General features: G+C 61.0%; 15 protein-coding genes. 7 read left to right on the top strand and 8 right to left on the bottom strand.

The annotated features are described in order from the left end of the window. Positions 1 to 47 precede the first annotated feature (47 nt). Entirely contained in the window at positions 48 to 3,104 is a 3,057-nt protein-coding gene (locus tag AAEZ08_RS13465) for a multidrug efflux RND transporter permease subunit (RefSeq protein WP_500124503.1), read from the top strand. Between the two features lie 28 nt (positions 3,105 to 3,132). Here AAEZ08_RS13465 and AAEZ08_RS13460 read toward each other — a convergent pair whose 3' ends face one another. The 5 genes from AAEZ08_RS13460 to AAEZ08_RS13440 form a co-directional block, all read right to left on the bottom strand. Then, positions 3,133 to 3,360, bottom strand: coding sequence for a hypothetical protein (locus tag AAEZ08_RS13460; protein WP_102820266.1), 228 nt, complete (start codon positions 3,358 to 3,360; stop codon positions 3,133 to 3,135). A 179-nt stretch (positions 3,361 to 3,539) separates the two neighbouring features. Continuing rightward, positions 3,540 to 5,189 (bottom strand): chaperonin GroEL, encoded by a 1,650-nt coding sequence (groL, locus tag AAEZ08_RS13455; protein ID WP_102820267.1) that lies wholly within the window; start codon positions 5,187 to 5,189, stop codon positions 3,540 to 3,542. 58 nt (positions 5,190 to 5,247) lie between these two features. After that, positions 5,248 to 5,541, bottom strand: coding sequence for a co-chaperone GroES (locus tag AAEZ08_RS13450; protein ID WP_003284227.1), 294 nt, complete (start codon positions 5,539 to 5,541; stop codon positions 5,248 to 5,250). Positions 5,542 to 5,788: 247 nt separating this feature from the next. Continuing rightward, complete coding sequence (locus tag AAEZ08_RS13445) at positions 5,789 to 6,247, bottom strand: FxsA family protein (protein ID WP_500124500.1); 459 nt, start codon at positions 6,245 to 6,247, stop codon at positions 5,789 to 5,791. 126 nt (positions 6,248 to 6,373) lie between these two features. Next, the gene (locus tag AAEZ08_RS13440) at positions 6,374 to 7,081 is read right to left on the bottom strand and encodes a HugZ family pyridoxamine 5'-phosphate oxidase (RefSeq protein WP_482693952.1); all 708 of its coding nucleotides are present in this window, start codon (positions 7,079 to 7,081) and stop codon (positions 6,374 to 6,376) included. Positions 7,082 to 7,181: 100 nt separating this feature from the next. On the opposite strand from AAEZ08_RS13440, the gene AAEZ08_RS13435 reads away from it, so the two are divergent. Further along, positions 7,182 to 7,940 (top strand): SDR family oxidoreductase, encoded by a 759-nt coding sequence (locus tag AAEZ08_RS13435; protein WP_427703281.1) that lies wholly within the window; start codon positions 7,182 to 7,184, stop codon positions 7,938 to 7,940. Positions 7,941 to 8,011: 71 nt separating this feature from the next. On the opposite strand, the gene AAEZ08_RS13430 is transcribed toward AAEZ08_RS13435, so the two are convergent. Beyond that, positions 8,012 to 9,016, bottom strand: a complete 1,005-nt coding sequence (locus tag AAEZ08_RS13430) for a DUF481 domain-containing protein (protein ID WP_102820270.1) — start codon at positions 9,014 to 9,016, stop codon at positions 8,012 to 8,014. 137 nt (positions 9,017 to 9,153) lie between these two features. On the opposite strand from AAEZ08_RS13430, the gene AAEZ08_RS13425 reads away from it, so the two are divergent. Together AAEZ08_RS13425 and AAEZ08_RS13420 are read left to right on the top strand one after the other, a co-directional pair. Further along, positions 9,154 to 9,513 carry an MGMT family protein gene (locus AAEZ08_RS13425; protein ID WP_003284233.1) on the top strand — a complete coding sequence of 120 codons (360 nt, stop codon included), beginning with the start codon at positions 9,154 to 9,156 and terminating at the stop codon, positions 9,511 to 9,513. Between the two features lie 38 nt (positions 9,514 to 9,551). Then, positions 9,552 to 11,252 carry an AmpG family muropeptide MFS transporter gene (locus tag AAEZ08_RS13420; RefSeq protein WP_003284234.1) on the top strand — a complete coding sequence of 567 codons (1,701 nt, stop codon included), beginning with the start codon at positions 9,552 to 9,554 and terminating at the stop codon, positions 11,250 to 11,252. 56 nt (positions 11,253 to 11,308) lie between these two features. On the opposite strand, the gene AAEZ08_RS13415 is transcribed toward AAEZ08_RS13420, so the two are convergent. Together AAEZ08_RS13415 and AAEZ08_RS13410 are read right to left on the bottom strand one after the other, a co-directional pair. Further along, a complete protein-coding gene (locus tag AAEZ08_RS13415; protein WP_003284235.1) occupies positions 11,309 to 12,133 on the bottom strand; it encodes a mechanosensitive ion channel family protein in 825 nt (274 codons plus the stop codon). A gap of 86 nt (positions 12,134 to 12,219) precedes the next feature. Then, positions 12,220 to 12,699 carry a YajQ family cyclic di-GMP-binding protein gene (locus AAEZ08_RS13410; protein ID WP_003284237.1) on the bottom strand — a complete coding sequence of 160 codons (480 nt, stop codon included), beginning with the start codon at positions 12,697 to 12,699 and terminating at the stop codon, positions 12,220 to 12,222. A 156-nt stretch (positions 12,700 to 12,855) separates the two neighbouring features. On the opposite strand from AAEZ08_RS13410, the gene AAEZ08_RS13405 reads away from it, so the two are divergent. The 3 genes from AAEZ08_RS13405 to AAEZ08_RS13395 are packed head-to-tail and all read left to right on the top strand — an operon-like array spanning position 12,856 to position 16,795. Beyond that, the gene (locus tag AAEZ08_RS13405) at positions 12,856 to 13,821 is read left to right on the top strand and encodes a GGDEF domain-containing response regulator (RefSeq protein ID WP_058065184.1); all 966 of its coding nucleotides are present in this window, start codon (positions 12,856 to 12,858) and stop codon (positions 13,819 to 13,821) included. A 2-nt stretch (positions 13,822 to 13,823) separates the two neighbouring features. Then, positions 13,824 to 14,735, top strand: a complete 912-nt coding sequence (locus AAEZ08_RS13400) for a putative 2-dehydropantoate 2-reductase (protein ID WP_500124495.1) — start codon at positions 13,824 to 13,826, stop codon at positions 14,733 to 14,735. A gap of 44 nt (positions 14,736 to 14,779) precedes the next feature. Next, the gene (locus tag AAEZ08_RS13395; protein WP_003284240.1) at positions 14,780 to 16,795 is read left to right on the top strand and encodes a sensor histidine kinase; all 2,016 of its coding nucleotides are present in this window, start codon (positions 14,780 to 14,782) and stop codon (positions 16,793 to 16,795) included. The last annotated feature ends 8 nt before the right edge of the window (positions 16,796 to 16,803 follow it).

The following is a 16,803-nucleotide window of genomic DNA, read 5'->3' as shown; positions in this document are numbered from 1 at the left end:
GCAGGCCCGACGCACCGCAGACTTCGACAAGGTTCCAGGGAATTCCCATGGCGTTCACCGATCCCTTCATCCGCCGGCCAGTGCTAGCCAGCGTCATCAGCCTGCTGATCGTGCTGCTCGGCATACAAGCCTTTTACAGCCTCGCCATTCGCCAGTACCCGCAGATGGAAAGCGCGCTGATCACGGTGACTACGGCATATCCAGGTGCCAACGCCGAAACCATCCAGGGCTACATCACCCAACCGCTGCAACAGAGTCTGGCGAGTGCCGAAGGCATGGACTACATGACCTCGGTGAGCCAGCAGAACGCCTCGGTGATATCCGTTTACGCGCGCATCGGGGCCGACACCGACCGCCTCTACACCGAGTTGCTCAGCCAGGCCAATTCGGTGAAGAACCAGCTGCCGCAGGATGCCGAAGACCCGGTGCTGAACAAGCAGGCCGCCGACTCCACCGCGCTGATGTACATCAGTTTCTACAGCGACCAGTTGAACAATCCGCAGATTACCGACTACCTGTCACGGGTAATCCAGCCCAAGCTGGCGACGCTCCCGGGAATGGCCGAAGCGGAAATCCTCGGCAATCAGGTGTTCGCCATGCGCCTCTGGCTGGACCCGGTGAAGCTGGCTGCGTACGGGGTTTCCGCCAGTGACGTGAACGAAGCGGTGCGCAAGTACAACTTTCTCTCCGCCGCGGGCGAAGTGAAGGGCCAGTACGTGGTCACCAGCATCAATGCTGACACCGAACTGAAGACGCCAGAGTCATTCGCCGCCATCCCGCTGCGCACGCAGGGCGACAGTCGCGTGCTGCTGGGCGATGTCGCTCGGGTGGAGATGGGCGCTGAAAGCTACAACTCGATCAGCTCGTTCGACGGTATTCCCTCGGTCTACATCGGCATCAAGGGCACGCCTAGTGCAAACCCGCTGGACGTGATCCGCGAAGTACGGGCGATCATGCCGCAGATCGAAGCTCAGCTGCCGCCGGGGCTCAAGGCGAGCATCGCCTACGACGCCACCGAGTTCATCCAGGCCTCCATCGACGAGGTGGTGAAAACACTGGCCGAGGCGGCCGTGATCGTCATCATCGTGGTGTTCCTCTTCCTCGGCTCGTTACGCACCGTGCTGATCCCGGTGGTGACCATTCCGCTGTCGATGATTGGCGTGCTGTTCTTCATGCAGGCGATGGGCTACTCGATCAATCTGCTGACGCTACTGGCCATGGTGCTGGCGATCGGCCTGGTGGTGGACGACGCCATCGTCGTGGTGGAAAACATCCACCGGCATATCGAGCAAGGCAAGTCACCGTTCCAGGCGGCCATCGACGGCGCACGGGAAATCGCCATGCCGGTGGTAACGATGACCATCACGCTCGCAGCTGTCTATGCGCCCATCGGCTTCCTGCAAGGGCTGACCGGGGCACTGTTTCAGGAGTTCGCCCTGACCCTGGCCGGGGCGGTACTGATCTCAGGCGTGGTGGCGCTGACGCTATCGCCGATGATGTGTTCGAAACTCTTGCGTCACGAAGAAAATCCGAGTGGCTTCGCCCATCGCCTGGACGAGCTGTTCGAGCGGCTCAAGCAGCGCTATCAACGTTCATTGCACGGCACGCTGAATACCCGGCCGGTGGTGCTGGTGTTCGCCGTGCTCGTGCTGGCGCTGATTCCCGCCCTGCTGATGTTCACCGAGAGCGAGCTGGCGCCAGAAGAGGACCAAGGCATCGTCTTCATGATGGCCAGCGCACCGAAAACCGCCAACCTGGACTACCTGAACGCCTACACCGATCAGTTTCTGGAAATCTTCCAGAGTTTCCCAGAGTACTACTCCTGGTTCCAGATCAACGGCTTCGATGGCGTACAGAGTGGCATCGGCGGCTTCCTGCTCAAACCCTGGGACGAACGCGACCGCTCGCAGATGGAGATCCTTCCAGAGGTCCAGGCCAAGCTCGATCGCCTGCCTGGCCTGCAGATCTTCGGCTTCAACCTGCCCTCCCTGCCGGGCACCGGTGAAGGTCTGCCGTTCCAGTTCGTCATCAACACCGCCAACGACTACGAGACGCTGCTGCAGGTGACCGAGCGCATCCGCAAGCGCGCCGAGGAATCAGGCAAGTTCGCCTTCCTCGACGTGGACCTGGCCTTCGACAAGCCGGAAATCGTGGTCGAGATCGACCGCGAAAAGGCCGCGCAGATGGGTGTGTCCATGGAAGATCTCGGCCTTACCCTGAGCACCCTGCTCGGCGAGGGCGAGATCAACCGCTTCACCATCGAAGGCCGCAGCTACAAGGTCATCGCCCAGGTCGAGCGCGCCTACCGCGACAACCCTGACTGGCTGAGCAACTATTACGTACGCAACGGACAAGGCGAGATGCTGCCGCTGTCGACACTGATCAAGGTACGCGACCGCGCGCGCCCCACCCAGCTCAAACAGTTTCAGCAGCTCAACGCCGCGACGATTCAGGGCTTCCCGATCGTCAGCATGGGCGAAGCCATCGAGACCATGCAGACCATAGCCCGCGAAGAGGCACCCGACGGTTTCAGCTTCGACTACGCCGGCGCTTCGCGGCAGTTCATCCAGGAAGGTAACGCGCTGTATCTGACCTTCGCCTTGGCACTGGCGGTGATCTTCCTGGTCCTGGCGGCGCAGTTCGAGAGCTTCCGCGATCCGCTGGTGATCCTGGTCACTGTGCCTCTTTCGGTGTGCGGTGCACTGGTGCCGCTATTCCTCGGCCTGTCGAGCATGAACATCTATACGCAGGTGGGATTGGTGACACTGATTGGGTTGATCAGCAAGCACGGCATCATGATCGTCGAGTTCGCCAATCAGCTGCGCCGCGAACAGGGCCTGAGTCGACGGGAAGCGGTGGAAGAAGCCGCGGCGATTCGCCTGCGGCCGGTACTGATGACAACTGCTGCCACGGTGTTCGGCATGGTGCCGCTGATCATTGCCAGCGGTGCCGGCGCAGTCAGCCGCTTCGACATTGGCCTGGTGATCGCGACCGGGATGTCGGTTGGGACCTTATTCACCCTGTTCGTGCTGCCGGCAGTCTACGACGTCCTGGCCCAGCCGGACCGGCCGGTTACCGACGCGGTCCCGGCAAGCGCAAGCTGACAGCTGCTCGAGCCGGGCAGCTCCCGGCTCAGCGGGCCGCTACACCTTGGGACAGGCCGTAAAGGAAGAGCAGCAGGTCCTGATCGGGGCGCACCACTTCATACCTGTTCCTGGCATTCGGCGGCAGCGCGCATAGCTCACGGATTTCACCGCCCTGCACCAGCCTAGCGTTAGGCTCATTCCAGGCCGCCACGCACAACGTGGTTACTCCGAGCGCACCTACCAGAAACAATCCTCGAGCAATTTCCAGCTTCATGGCGTAAGCCCTTGATTAAGCGAGTAGTTAACTGACCGTAGCCTAGTAAATTATTTCCTGTGGGCTTTTCGACGAACGGCGGCGCTATCACCCGCAGCTAAGCTGGTTGCCCTATCGGCAAAGCAAAAAAAACCCCGCACAAGGCGGGGTCTTTTTTTGCAGCTCGGGGGCCGGTAGGCTTACATCATGCCGCCCATGCCACCCATACCGCCCATGCCGCCCATATCCGGCATGCCGCCGGCAGCCTTGTCTTCAACCACTTCAGCGATCATCGCTTCGGTGGTGATCATCAGGCTGGCGATGGATGCTGCGGCCTGCAGAGCAGAACGAGTCACCTTGGCCGGATCGAGGATACCCATCTCGATCATGTCGCCGTACTCGTCGGTCGCAGCGTTGAAGCCGTAGTTGCCCGAACCCTGCTTGACCTTGTCGACCACGACGCTCGGCTCGCCACCGGCGTTGGAAACGATCTGACGCAGCGGAGCTTCGACTGCACGACGCAGCAGAGTGATACCGACGTTCTGGTCTTCGTTGTCGCCTTTGAGCTCGGAGATCGCCTGCAGAGCGCGTACCAGGGCAACGCCGCCGCCAGGAACCACGCCTTCTTCAACGGCTGCACGAGTAGCATGCAAGGCGTCTTCAACGCGGGCTTTCTTCTCTTTCATCTCGACTTCGGTGCCAGCGCCGACCTTGATCACCGCAACACCGCCAGCCAGCTTGGCCAGACGCTCTTGCAGCTTCTCTTTGTCGTAGTCGGACGTGGTGTCTTCGACCTGCTTGCGGATCTGCGCAACGCGGGCTTCGATGTCGGCTTGCTGACCAGCACCATCGATGATGGTGGTATTTTCCTTGTTCAGCACGACGCGCTTGGCGTTACCCAGGTGTTCCAGGGTAGCGGTTTCCAGGCTCAGGCCGACTTCTTCGGAAATCACGGTGCCGCCAGTAAGGATCGCGATGTCCTGCAGCATGGCCTTGCGGCGATCGCCGAAGCCAGGCGCCTTGACGGCCGCAACCTTGACGATACCGCGCATGTTGTTCACAACCAGGGTGGCCAGCGCTTCGCCTTCGACGTCTTCAGCCACGATCAGCAGCGGACGACCAGCCTTGGCGACAGCTTCCAGCACCGGCAGCATTTCACGGATGTTGGAGATTTTCTTGTCGACCAGCAGAATCAGCGGGCTGTCCAGCTCGGCGACCATGGTGTCCGGCTTGTTGATGAAGTAAGGGGACAGGTAGCCGCGGTCGAACTGCATGCCTTCTACGACGGACAGTTCGTTTTCCAGGCCCGAGCCCTCCTCAACGGTGATTACGCCTTCTTTACCGACCTTTTCCATGGCCTCGGCGATGATGGCGCCGATGGAGCTGTCGGAGTTGGCGGAGATGGTGCCTACCTGTGCGATGGCCTTGAAGTCAGCGCATGGCTTGGACTGGTTCTTCAGCTCTGCAACGATGGCGATGGTCGCCTTGTCGATGCCGCGCTTCAGATCCATCGGGTTCATACCGGCAGCGACGGCCTTCAGGCCTTCGTTGACGATCGACTGAGCCAGAACGGTGGCTGTGGTGGTGCCGTCACCTGCGTCGTCGTTGGCACGGGAGGCAACGTCCTTGACCAGCTGCGCGCCCATGTTCTCGAAACGATCTTTCAGCTCGATTTCCTTGGCAACGGAAACGCCATCCTTGGTGATGGTCGGAGCGCCAAAGCTCTTCTCGATGACGACGTTACGGCCTTTCGGGCCGAGGGTCGCTTTTACCGCGTCAGCCAGGACGTTGACGCCAACCAGCATCTTCTTGCGAGCGGAGTCGCCGAACTTAACTTCTTTAGCAGCCATGTTGAATCTTCCTCAAATTCTGTTGATGGAACGCGGTTCGCTCTTGAGCGAACGCAGATCAGGCTTCGACGACAGCGAGAATTTCGTTCTCGCTCATCACCAGCAGGTCTTCACCGTCAACCTTGACGGTATTGCTGCCGGAGTAAGGGCCGAATACGACTTTGTCACCGACCTTAACGGCCAGGGCGCGTACTTCGCCGTTGTCCAGAACGCGACCAGTGCCTACAGCGACGATTTCGCCACGGTTGGGTTTCTCGGCAGCGGAACCCGGCAGAACGATGCCGCCTGCGGTCTTGGTTTCTTCTTCGCTGCGACGAATCACGACGCGGTCATGCAGAGGACGAAGCTTCATTGTCGATCTCTCCTAGTAGAGTGGTTCCATGCCGATGACCTTTCATCGGCGGGTTGGCAAATCCGGCGGTGCCGGTTGCGGCCCGCAACGCGAGCCGCAGAAAACGGACTGTCGAGTACGACAGCGACCTTGCGGTGTCCGCTACATGCGGGCGTTCAAGAGCATTTCAAGGGGCGCGCATGAAATTTTCATGGCTGAAAACGAAAAACGGCATGCCGGATGGCATGCCGAAATCTCGGTTGGCGGCTTAGCGGTCGCGGTCATTACGCTCCCACTCGCCCTCTATAACGTTCGGTCGCTGCGGGTTGGAGCGAGCCTGCAGATCATCTGCGAATGCCCGCTGGCGGCGCACCCGCGCTTCGATCCGGCGATTGATCTGGCGGAACAGGAAGTTGCGCGTCGGCGGGAAGAGCACGATCAGCGCCAGCACATCGCTGATGAAGCCGGGAAGGAACAGCAAGCCGCCACCGATGGCCATCATCAGCCCCTGCAGCATTTCACGTTCGGGCAGCTCACCGCGGGCCAGACGCTCGCGTGCGCGCCAGGCGGTAGCGAAACCGGCTAGCCGCAGCAGCAGTATGCCGGCGATGCCACTTAGTACCAGCAGCATGATGGTCGCCAATGCGCCGATGGAGCCACCGACCTTGATCAGCACATAAAGCTCGGCCAGCGGGAACAACAGGAATAGCACAAAGAAGATTCGCATCGATGGTCCTTGACGGAAGATCAGCTTCCAGTCCTCTGTAGATGGCGGCGTAACGGTTGTAATTCAACCCGGATGGAAAACAGCCTGTAACCGAATTATGCGCAACGCGGCTGAAGCGAAGCTGAATCAGCCGCGCGCCATGGCAACCAGCGCCTGGCGCACTGCCATAGGTGTTGCGCATGGCTGTGGGAAAACCAGCCAATACAACGCCTGACCGATACGCAAATGGAAACCCTCGCTGTCGATGCCGGCCATCTGCGCTGGCGTACTCTGCGGCAGCCCGGCTTGTTCAACATAACGAGCCATAGCGGCGGCATGGTCATCATTCATATGTTCGACCATGCCCTCCTCCGCTTCCCCACTTTCGACCGCGAACGGATTGGCCAGTGCGACGTGGTCCAACCAGTGAATCGCGCCGAAGCCGCCGATATAGCGCCAGCGCACCGGCTCCAGCACCCAGAAGTGGAAGTCATGCGCGCGGTGGTAATCGCGCGACTCGGGGAAATAGCGGTAATAGCGTCGTGCCGCCGACTCGATTGAAGCGGGCTCGTCGAGCTGGCGGGCTTTGGCAAGCAGCGTGAGTCGACCGGCCGCCTGCACGTCCTCGGCGGCGCGTTCGCCGACCAGCAGCGAGCAGTGCCCATCGGCCTTGAGATTACGCGTGTGCTGGGCGATGCGGCTGATCAGGATCAGCGGCCAGCCGTTGGCGTCCAGGCAGTAAGGGACTACCGAGCCGAACGGAAAACCGGGCATGGCCAGGGAATGGGTGGAGAGCACGCCGCGGTATTCCTTGAGCAGGAGTTGTCGGGCATGCTTGCTGGCTTCGGCGCTCACCTGAGGCTCCTCGAGACGGGTCCGGGTCGATGGGCGCTCAGCATAACGGTTTCCCCGGCGGGCGTCGTTCCCGCAGCAGCACGACCACATGGAGATAGGCATGCAGCTTCAAGACAAAGTCATCATCGTCACTGGCGGCGGTCAGGGCCTTGGCCGGGCCATGGGCGAATACCTGGCGAGCAAGGGCGCGCGGCTGGCACTGGTGGACCTGAACCAGGAGCGGCTGGATGAAGCGGTAACGGCCTGCAAGGCGGCCGGCGGCGACGCCCGCGCCTACTTGTGCAATGTCGCCAACGAGGAACAGGTGAGCGACATGGTTGCGCGCGTCGCCGAGGACTTCGGCGGCCTGCATGGTCTGGTGAACAACGCCGGCATCCTGCGCGACGGCCTGCTGCTCAAGGTCAAGGACGGAGAGATCAGCAAGATGAGCCTGGCGCAGTGGCAGGCGGTGATCGATGTCAACCTGACCGGCGTGTTCCTGTGCACCCGCGAGGTCGCGGCGAAGATGGTCGAGCTGAAGAGCGAGGGCGCGATCATCAACATCTCCTCGATCTCCCGCGCCGGCAACATGGGCCAGACCAACTACTCGGCCGCCAAGGCCGGCGTGGCCTCCGCCACGGTGGTCTGGGCTAAGGAACTGGCGCGTTACGGCATCCGCGTCGCCGGCGTGGCCCCGGGGTTCATCGAAACGGAGATGGTTGCCAGCATGAAACCCGAAGCGCTGGAGAAAATGACTTCAGGCATTCCGCTCAAGCGTATGGGCAAGCCGGCCGAGATCGCCCATTCGGTGGCGTACATCTTCGAGAATGACTACTACACCGGGCGCATTCTCGAACTCGATGGCGGCCTGCGCCTCTGATCGCATCCCACGCGCAAAAAGAAAGGCAGCCATCGGCTGCCTTTCTTTATATGCACGCAGGCGGGAATTGCTTACCAACCCACCCCGAAACCGATGCTGTAGCGGGTTTCGTCGAGGTCATTGTCTGCGCCGCTGATGATGTCCTTCTGGGCTTTCATATTCAATGAGGCCCAGTCGGTCACCTTGTAGCGCAGGCCGATCTCGGCATCGAGCGCGTAGTCGGCAACATTTTCCAGCGGCTTACCGAGCTCTCCGGTGCTGAACAACTCGAACGTCTTACCCACAAGGTAGCGGTTGTAGTCCCACTTCATCGCGGCCAGGTAGAAGTTCTCCTTGTCACCATCGGCGAATTCATAGTCGCTGCGGTTGATCAACGCGGCCAGCGAGAACGCGCCCAGTTCGTTATCCCAGAACTGATAACCCGGACCGGTACCGATGGTGCGCTGGCGACGAACGTCCTCGATCTGGTCACGCTTGTAGCTGAGGCGCCCCTGCCAGAACCAGTGCTCGTCGAGGAAGCGGTCCAGCGCGTACTCGGCATCCCAGTTGTCGGTGACCGTCACACCGTCGCGGTACTCGCGGTTGTAATTACCCGTACCGTTGTGGCGCCACAGCCCGTGGCGGGCCTTGGTATCGAACGAGACGTCGTAGTCGTCGGTGTCGGTTTCAGCGCGCTTGTAATCCATCGCCACGTCGACGTTGCCCTTCCAGGTGAAGTCCTGGATCAGCGGTTTGGGATGGATGATCTGCGAAATGCTCGCCAGCTCCACGGTCCGCGGAGCGGCACCGTTGACCAGCGTGACCTTGCCATGTTCGGCAGCCTGCAGCGACTGAGCCACCTCGCCGGTCACATCATCGTGCTTGACCAGCAAGCGCTGATCGCTTTCCAAGGTAGCGATCTGGTTCCATTTCAGCGGAATCGAACCACCGTATTCAGTTTCGATAAGCAGCTTACCGCCGTCGAGCACACTGATCTTGCCAGTCAGGCGATCACCATTCTTCAGCCACACAGTGTCGGCGAACGATGGCAGGGCAACAGCGGTAAGGGTCGCGCAAAGCAGAGTTCTGGTGAGCATATTATGTGCTGGAGATCTGGTCGGAGGCGGTTGAAAGGCTGGCATTATCCCTATGCGTTCAGCTACAGCAAGCAAAGACCGCCGAATGGAGCATGAGTTCGATAGCAACCTGCCACCCACCCGCCCGGAAGCCCCGCATGACTGACGATTCGCCACTGTTGCCGCCTTCCGCCGACGCTGAAACTCGTCGAGCTGCCGTTTATCTGGTGATGTCGCAGATTCCGCCCGGCAAGGTTGTGAGCTACGGCGAACTGGCCGCCATGGCCGGACTGGGCCGCGCTGCTCGCTGGGTCGGCCGCTTGATGTCGCAGTTGCCCGATGAGACCAGCCTGCCCTGGCATCGAGTGATCGCCGCCGGCGGCAGGCTGAGCATCCCGGCGGGCACGGCCGCCGGCCATGAGCAGCGCATGCGTCTGCGCGCCGAGGGGCTAACCATCATCAACGACCGGGTGGACATGCGTCGGCACGGCTGGCATTCGACGGAGCACAGCGGTTAGAGTGCGCCCTTCGTCCAAACTGTACAGAACCTCGATGTATGTCCCGTGAAACCTGGCGCGATGCGCTAGCCGCCTACGCCAGTCCCGCCACGCTGGCCCTGCTGTTGCTGGGTTTCGCTGCCGGCCTTCCCGCTGTATTGGTGTTCTCCACGCTCTCGGTGTGGCTACGCGAGGCTGGCGTTTCCCGGGAAACCATTGGCTTTGCCAGCTGGATCAGCCTGGCGTACGCCTTCAAGTGGGTCTGGTCGCCGATGCTCGATCAATGGCGCCTGCCCTGGATCGGCGCGCTAGGGCGCAGGCGCTCCTGGCTGGTGCTGTCCCAGGCATTGATTGCCGTCGGCCTGATCGGCATGGCGCTATGCAACCCGCAGCACAACCTGACCTTGCTGATCGCACTAGCAGTGGTGGTGGCGTTCTCCTCGGCCACGCAAGACATCGCCATCGATGCGTATCGCCTGGAAATCGCCGAGGACAAACTGCAGGCAACCCTGGCCGCCAGCTACATGACCGGCTACCGAGTCGCCATGCTTTTAGCCAGTGCAGGTGCGCTATTCCTCGCCGAGTGGCTGGGCTCAAGCAGTGTCGATTACAACCAGGCCGCGTGGACCACCACCTACCTGGCCTTCGCCGTGCTGATCATCCCCGGCCTGATCACCAGCCTGGTGATTCGCGAACCGGACGCCGGCACACCACTGCCAAACGAGCCCTCTCGTTACAGTTTCAATCACCAGCTCGCCGCAGTCGGCTTGATGCTGGTTCTGCTCATCTCGGTGCCGGCGATGATCAACGCCATCATCGCCCAGGCATGGCCACGAGCGATGCTGTACGCGCTGTTCATTATCGGCACCGCTTCACCGGTGGGCCGTGCACTGCTGATTCCGGTTCGTCACATTTTCGGCCAAGCCAGGCAGCGGCAGCGCCCGTTGCGTTTCGACTTTGCTCATCAGGCAGTATCAGTGATCGTGCTGATCATCCTGATGGTATCTACCACCGGCATGTTCCAGTCCTACTGGGGCGGCTACTGGCCACGCGGCACCATGTATCTGTTGATCTGCTGGGGCTGCCTATCGGCGCCTGGGCGCATCCTGATGGGACCGGTGCTGACGCCGATCACCGACTTCATCGTCCGCTACCGCTGGCAGGCACTGCTGTTGCTCGGGTTGATCGCCACCTATCGGATGTCGGACACGGTAATGGGCGTAATGGCCAACGTGTTCTACATCGATCAGGGCTTCTCCAAGGACGAGATCGCCAGCGTCAGCAAGCTCTTCGGTCTGGTCATGACGTTGCTCGGCGCGGCATTTGGCGGGTTGCTGATCGTGCGTTTCAGCATTCTGCCGATTCTCTTCATCGGCGGCGTCGCATCGGCCGCAACCAATCTGATGTTCATGCTGCTGGTGGAAATGGGCGCGAACCTGCAGATGCTCATCGTCACCATTTCCTGCGACAACTTCAGTGGCGGATTGGCCTCGACAGCGTTCGTCGCCTACCTCTCCAGCCTGACCAATCTCAAGTTCTCTGCCACGCAATATGCGTTGCTCAGCTCGTTGATGCTGTTGCTGCCGCGCCTGCTCGGCGGCTATTCCGGTGTGATGGTAGAGAAGCTTGGCTACAGCGATTTCTTCCTGGTCACCGCGCTGCTCGGCATTCCTACCCTGGTGCTGATTGCATGGCAGTGGTCGCGAAGTCGTCAGCAGCCCGATGAATCGCAGAGTGAAGCCGCCTCGGAACGGTCCTGAAGAAACGACGAAGCCGGCAGATGCCGGCTTCGTTCTATCAGCACAACGCAAGTGCGTCAGCTCTGTACCAGATGCACCACTCGCTGCGGGAACGGGATACCGACGCCAGCGGCAGTCAGTCGCTCCTTGGCCTGTTCGGTGAAGCTGAAGGTCACCGGCCAGAAGTCGCCGGTCGCCACCCATACGCGCAGCGACAGATTCACCGAACTATCGCCAAGTCCAGTGACAAACACGACGGGCTCTGGCTCGCGCAGGACCCGCGGATCCTCGGCAATCTCCAGCAGGACTTGCCGTGCCAGCTTGATATCGCTGCTGTAGTCGATGCCGACATTGATATCCGCACGGCGCCGCGGCTCGCGGGAGAAGTTGGTGATATGCCCATTGGAGAGCGCTCCGTTGGGTACTACCACGGTCTTGTTATCCCCGGTCTTGAGCACGGTATGGAAAATCTGGATGGAATTGACCGTACCTGCGATTCCCTGCGCCTCAATCCACTCACCGACGCGAAACGGTCGGAACAGCAGAATCAGCACGCCACCGGCGAAGTTTGCCAGGCTGCCCTGCAAGGCCAGGCCGATCGCAAGACCAGCAGCACCGATCACCGCAATGAACGATGTGGTTTCCACACCGATCATCGACGCCACGCTGACCAGCAGCAGGACTTTGAGCACTACGCTGGCGAGGCTGCCGATAAAACCGTGCAGCGTTGGGTCCACCTGCCTGCGCTGCAACAGACTGCTGACCTTGCCGGTCAGGGTGTTGATCAGCCACCAGCCGAACAGGAAAGTCAGCAGCGCAAGCGTCACCTGCGCGCCATATTGCAGAACGACCGGCAGCCATGATTCGGAAAGACCGACCAGATAGTCGACGCTCAGGTCCATGGAGGTACTCCTTAGAGAAGGTGGTGCCCGCGGCGGCGGACACCGTTTGAAGCGAGGGATGAATGCGCGCCGAGGCGCGGAGGAAATCAGTCGCGGAAGTTGTTGAATTGCAGCGGCATGCCGAATTCGTGGCCACGCAACACGGCAATGGCTTCCTGCAGGTCGTCACGCTTCTTGCCGGTCACGCGTACCTGCTCACCCTGAATGGCAGCCTGGACCTTGAGCTTGGCGTCCTTGATGTGCGCAACGATCTTCTTCGCCAGCTCCTTTTCGATCCCTTCACGCAGCACTACTTCTTGCTTCGTGCTCTTGCCGGATGCATAGGCGTCCTTGATTTCCAGACACTGGATATCAATCTTGCGTTTGACCAGGCTCAACTTGAGAATCTCAAGCATCTGCTCCAATTGGAACTCGGCGTCCGCCGTCAGCTGCACGGTCAGATCCTTTTGCTCGAAGCTGCCTTTACCGCGAAGATCGTAACGACGATCCAGTTCCTTCATGGCGTTGTCGATCGCGTTGGTGACTTCGTGCTTGTCCAATTCGGACACCACGTCGAACGAGGGCATGGGATTCCTCCACTATGAAGCGCGACGGGCCGCATGAGCCGAGCGCGCGTGTCTTGACGGTTGAAAATGCGCGGTCATTATAACGATTCGACGTGTCAGCGCCCGCCCCCCTACGGCAAGTGACAGGACGTCCCCCTTCAATTGATTGAGCTTGTCATGCCCAACCCTCTCCTGAGCATCCTCGTAGTTGATGACGCCAAGTTTTCCAGCGTCATGATCGGTCGCGCGCTGAGCAAGGCGGGCTATCAGGATATCCGCTTCGCCAGCAGCGCCGCTGATGCGCTGGCGCAGCATGAACAGCGCCCCGCCCACGTCCTGCTCGCAGACTGGCTGATGCCGGAAATGGACGGTCTCGAACTCACCGGACTGATACGCCAACGCGACGCGGTGGGAGGCCATTACAGCTATGTCATTCTGCTAACCGGGCGCGACAGCGAGAATGCCCTCGGCCATGCGTTCGATCATGGCGTCGACGACTTCATCAGCAAATCAGCCATGAACGAACAGCTGTTGCCGCGGATTTTCGCTGCCGACCGTCTGTGCGGGTCCTTGCAGAAACTCAAGCAGGAAAATCACCAGCTGGCGGAAAATGTCGCCTGCCTTGAGCAACACAGCCTGCAGGACCCGTTGACCGGTCTGGGCAATGATCGCTACCTGCTCCAGCGGCTGGCCGCCAGCCTGCGGCAGATGGAAAACCGCGGCACGGCGTTGTATTACCTGCAGATTGGTCTGGCAGAAGCCGATACGCTACGCGAGCGCCATGGCGAAGCGGTGTACGCAGAAATCCTCTGTGCCATCGCCGCCCGCCTGCAACAGCTAGTGCGCCCGCTGGATGTGGTGTGCCGCATCAATGAGGCCCAGTTTGGCGTACTGGCACTGGTCGATGACCTCAAGGGATGCTCACCGAGCAGCTTCAAACGCCTTCACGAAGGCTTGAACCTGAGGGCGCTGAAGACCAGCGAAGGCTTCGTTTCGATAAAAGCGGGCATCAGCCTGATCAGTCTGGATACAGATGCTTTGCCAATCACACCGGAAGCAATCATCGAACGCGCCGCGTCACTGTTGCCAAGCGCCTACAGTACCGGTCGCATCGTGCCGCTGCGCCTGAAGCAATCGGCGTAGCAGTGAGCTGGCACATCCTGGGAGTAGGTGCCCTCGGCAGCCTGTGGGCGACCCGCCTGGCCCGAGCTGGCGTCCCGGTGCGGATCATTCTGCGGTCCTCACAGCGCCTCTCCGATTATCAGCGTGCCGGCGGTCTCACGCTGAGCGAAGCGGGCGAGTCCAGCCTGCATGCCATTCCGGCAGAGCTGCCCGAGGCGAGCACACCGATCCAGCGCCTGCTGGTCGCCTGCAAGGCCTACGATGCCGAGGCTGCGATTGCTCGATTGGCGCCACGCCTTGCCAACAACTGCGAGATCCTGCTGCTGCAGAATGGCCTGGGTAGTCAACAAGCCATCGCCGAGCGCTGGCCGCAGGCACGCTGCATTTTCGTGTCGAGTACCGAGGGCGCCTATCGCGAAGGCCCCCTGCAGGTGGTGTTCGCCGGGCGCGGCCAGAACTGGCTGGGCGATCCGAACGGCGGCAGCGCGCCGGTCTGGCTGGACGAGCTGGACCGGGCGGGTATTCCGCAAATCTGGAGCACCGACATCGTTGCACGGCTCTGGCGTAAGCTGGCGCTGAACTGCGCGATCAACCCGCTGACCGTGCTTCACGACTGTCGCAACGGCGATTTGCTGCAGTATCGCGAGCAGCTCGCGGCGCTTTGCCGAGAACTCGGCACACTGCTCGAAGCCAATGGCCAGGCGCCTGCAGCCACAGACCTGCAGGACGAAGTGCTGCGGGTGATCGAAGCCACCGCCGCCAACTACTCCTCCATGTATCAAGATGTTCGGCTCGGTCGGCGCACCGAAATCGCCTACCTGCTTGGCCATGCCTGCCGCAGCGCCGACGCACTCGGCGTGGCAGTGCCGCTGTTGCACGACCTGCATGATCGCTTGCGCAAACGCCTGAGCCTGCGCGGATTGCCCACAGACTGAGCCCCGGCTACCCTGCAGAAACCTCTGTTACGCCGTGCCCGCCAATGATCCTGCGTCAGCGCCTCGAAAACCTGCCTGTCGGCCGCAAGCTGTTGCTCGCCCTGCTCGTCCTGCTCGCCGCAGTGTTGCTGGTGTCCAATCTCACCTTTATCAGCGCTGCCTATTGGATTTCTCGGCAAAGCGTGGCGCCCCAGGCCATGCATACCCTTGGAGAGCTGTTCGCCACAGAAGAACTCAGCAGCCGAGCACTATCGTCGCCAGAGGCGGCCAGTGCCTTGCTCAAACGGCTGGAGGGCTACGCGCCGTTGCGGGCAGCGATGATCTACGACAGCGAAGGCAATAGCCTCGCGCAGCTGCAGCAAGGGGAGCGACTGCGCCTGCCCGAACAATTAAGCGAGGTTGCGCACTGGAGTGCCAGCGAGATCCGCGCCAACCTGCTGGTCCGGCTACCGCAACCCGACGGCAGCACCGGCCACCTGCTAATGGTCGCCAGCAGCGAGCTGCCTGGCGCCTTCTATACCGGAACGCTGACGGCGAGCCTGGCTATCCTCGTGGCCAGCCTGCTGCTTTGGGTCCTGGTCGCGCGGCAGATCCGCCAGCTCATCACCCGGCCGATTCGCGATCTGGAAGCGCTGTCGCGCCAGGTTACCCGCGAGGAGGACTACTCGCTGCGGGCCAAGCCCGGCAATCAGGACGAAATCGGCAGGCTGGCCGATGCCTTCAACACCATGTTGTCGCGTATGGAAGCCCGCGAACAACAGCTCAAGCGCGCCCGTGACGATGCCCAGGACGCCTTCGATCATGCCCAGGGGCTGGCCGAAGAAACACGTCACTCCAATCGCAAACTGGAGCTGGAGGTTCAGGTACGTAGCAAGATCGAGCAGAAGCTCACAGGTTTTCAGAAGTACCTCAACAGCATCATCGACTCGATGCCTTCTGCTCTGATCGCCCTAGACGAACAGCTCTATGTCACCCAGTGGAACCAGGAGGCCAGTGCACTCTCTGGTACGTCGTTGGACGACGCATTGAATCAGCCGGTCTTCGTCGCCTTCGAGCCGCTCAAACCATTCCTCGCCCAGATTCGACGCACCTCCGAGCAGCACGTGGTGGCGAAAATCGAGCGAGTAACCTGGCTACGCAACGACGAGCCACGCCACTATGCACTGACCTGCTATCCACTGACCGGTGCGGGCGGCCGCGGGGTGGTGATCCGTATCGACGACATCACCCAGCGGATCAACATGGAAGAAATGATGGTGCAATCAGAGAAGATGCTCTCGGTCGGCAGCCTGGCAGCCGGCATGGCCCACGAGATCAACAACCCCCTCGGCGCCATCCTGCACAACGCGCAGAACATCCGTCGCCGGCTTTCGCCGGAGCTGGAGCGTAACCGTGAAGCGGCCGAGGAAACCGGCGTGCGCCTTGAAGCAGTCAACCAGTATCTGCAGCGTCGTGAGATACCGCAGCTGCTGGACGGTATCCAGCAAGCCGGCTCGCGGGCGGCGAAGATCGTCAGCCACATGCTCAGTTTCAGTCGCATGAGCAATCGTCAGTTGGCCGATTGCCATCTGCCGGTGCTGATCGATCAGGCGCTGGAGATCGCTGGCAACGACTTCGCCCTGATGGAGGGATTCGATTTCAAGGCCATCGATATCGTCCGTGATTTCGACCCGCGAGTGGATCGTGTGCCCTGCATCGGTAACGAGTTGGAACAGGTGCTACTCAATCTGCTGAAAAACGCCGCCCAGGCAATTCATGCCCACCAAGGAGGCGATGCGGGACAGATCATTCTGCGCACACGCCTGAATCCGCCGTGGGCGGAAATCCAGGTAGAGGACAACGGCGGCGGGATTCCGGAGAATGTGCGCAAACGCATCTTCGAGCCGTTCTTCACCACCAAGGAAGTGGGTCAGGGAACCGGTCTGGGCCTTTCCGTCTCGTATTTCATCATCACCAACAATCATCAGGGTCAGATGGAAGTGCAGTGCCAACCCGGCCACGGCTCTACCTTCACCCTACGTCTACCGCTGAGCTCACCCAGCGAGCCGGCCACGGCCTGAACAAGGAA

Source organism: Pseudomonas sp. E45-MNA-CIBAN-0222, assembly GCF_040310405.1.
Classification (GTDB): domain Bacteria; phylum Pseudomonadota; class Gammaproteobacteria; order Pseudomonadales; family Pseudomonadaceae; genus Stutzerimonas; species Stutzerimonas stutzeri_AC.
The sequence above is the reverse complement of the archived record's forward strand: the minus strand, read 5'-3'. Positions and strand labels throughout refer to the sequence as shown.

Bases quoted from the DNA above. Each gene is read 5' to 3' on its own strand.
- AAEZ08_RS13405 (WP_058065184.1), top strand. From the start codon at position 12,856: ATGCCCAACCCTCTCCTGAGCATCCTCGTAGTTGATGACGCCAAGTTT.
- AAEZ08_RS13465 (WP_500124503.1), top strand. From the start codon at position 48: ATGGCGTTCACCGATCCCTTCATCCGCCGGCCAGTGCTAGCCAGCGTC.
- AAEZ08_RS13420 (WP_003284234.1), top strand. From the start codon at position 9,552: ATGTCCCGTGAAACCTGGCGCGATGCGCTAGCCGCCTACGCCAGTCCC.
- AAEZ08_RS13395 (WP_003284240.1), top strand. From the start codon at position 14,780: ATGATCCTGCGTCAGCGCCTCGAAAACCTGCCTGTCGGCCGCAAGCTG.
- groL (WP_102820267.1), bottom strand. From the start codon at position 5,189: ATGGCTGCTAAAGAAGTTAAGTTCGGCGACTCCGCTCGCAAGAAGATG.
- AAEZ08_RS13415 (WP_003284235.1), bottom strand. From the start codon at position 12,133: ATGGACCTGAGCGTCGACTATCTGGTCGGTCTTTCCGAATCATGGCTG.
- AAEZ08_RS13435 (WP_427703281.1), top strand. From the start codon at position 7,182: ATGCAGCTTCAAGACAAAGTCATCATCGTCACTGGCGGCGGTCAGGGC.
- AAEZ08_RS13410 (WP_003284237.1), bottom strand. From the start codon at position 12,699: ATGCCCTCGTTCGACGTGGTGTCCGAATTGGACAAGCACGAAGTCACC.
- AAEZ08_RS13430 (WP_102820270.1), bottom strand. From the start codon at position 9,016: ATGCTCACCAGAACTCTGCTTTGCGCGACCCTTACCGCTGTTGCCCTG.
- AAEZ08_RS13450 (WP_003284227.1), bottom strand. From the start codon at position 5,541: ATGAAGCTTCGTCCTCTGCATGACCGCGTCGTGATTCGTCGCAGCGAA.
- AAEZ08_RS13425 (WP_003284233.1), top strand. From the start codon at position 9,154: ATGACTGACGATTCGCCACTGTTGCCGCCTTCCGCCGACGCTGAAACT.
- AAEZ08_RS13445 (WP_500124500.1), bottom strand. From the start codon at position 6,247: ATGCGAATCTTCTTTGTGCTATTCCTGTTGTTCCCGCTGGCCGAGCTT.
- AAEZ08_RS13460 (WP_102820266.1), bottom strand. From the start codon at position 3,360: ATGAAGCTGGAAATTGCTCGAGGATTGTTTCTGGTAGGTGCGCTCGGA.